This window comes from Limisphaera ngatamarikiensis (genome assembly GCF_011044775.1).
In the GTDB taxonomy this organism is placed as follows: Bacteria; Verrucomicrobiota; Verrucomicrobiia; order Limisphaerales; family Limisphaeraceae; genus Limisphaera; species Limisphaera ngatamarikiensis.
In genome coordinates, this window is sequence record NZ_JAAKYA010000067.1 from 1 (window position 1) to 1,050 (window position 1,050).

Below are 1,050 nucleotides of genomic sequence, written 5' to 3' on the forward strand. Positions count from 1 at the left end.
CCGCATCGAGGGGGAGGTTCCCCTGGTATGGGCAGTCTGGCGGAAGGTTGCCGGGTTCTGGTGGTGTGGTGCAACGGACCCTGCGGCCGGCCCGATACCTCCCCGAACCAGGTGCCGTACCGCCCCCCGCAGGCGCCCGTCTGTCAGACCGCCGAGCCGCCATCCAATGGGGTGCAGCCGCGAACGGCCGGCGGGCAGAACCTGCGCGGGGAAGCGGGCATGGCGCCCGAGCCGCTGATTCATCCAGCGACGTTTGCGTGCGGCGGAGTAGCTCACGATCCGGTGCAGCGCAACATCCACCGGTGTCAGCCGCTCGGCCAGCTCCCGAAATCCGATCCCATCCTGCTGGCGGTGTGGGGGCATGCAGATCCCAAGGAGCCGGGCCTCCACCCGGTCACCCGTCGCAAACAGCGTCAGGGTTCGGCGGCCCAGCGTGTCGTGTGTCATCGCTGCACAACAGGCCGGTTTTACCGGCAGGCCGGGGCGCGCCGGATTCGGCGTCTGAATTTGGCTCTTCTCCGCGGCGCAGGGCCCCAAGGCCCGGCCTGGCGGATCCAAACCCAGCCCCACAACGTCCCGCACCTTCTCCAGAAGATGGAGGGCACGCCTGACCTTGAAGGGGCGGATCCCGTGGAGCTGGATCGCCTGCACCCTCCGGGCGCAATGCACCATCGAGAGGGTGACATCCGTCGTCCGGGCCCTCGTGTGCATGCTCCTGTGCGTGAGGTTCAAGGGGCGGGGCCGCACGGTGCGTTCCAGAATCCGCCGCGGCCGTTGATTGCCGCGTGTCGGTCGCCGTCCGGCCGGTGGGGCCTCCTCCCCGACGCCGGCCCGCCTTTCGGAGGCAAAACACATCCGTCAAAAACCGGCGCTGGCGGTCGAGAAAGCCGGTCAGGGCGGCAACCCACCACTATGGGTGCCTTCCGCTGCCAGCAGGAGGCCCCGGGCCCGGCCAACCCTTCATGCAGCCCTGCTGCCGCCGCGGCTCCATCGTTCCCGGGCTGCCCACCCGCCCCAGCCCAGTCGCCCCCTCAAAGCTTGGCGTGGCAC

Annotated in this window: 1 pseudogene; it reads right to left on the reverse strand. The window is 69.8% G+C overall.

The features are described 5' to 3' along the window. Positions 1–711, reverse strand: a pseudogene (locus G4L39_RS14670) (hypothetical protein); the annotation flags it as partial. Positions 712–1,050 lie beyond the last annotated feature (339 nt).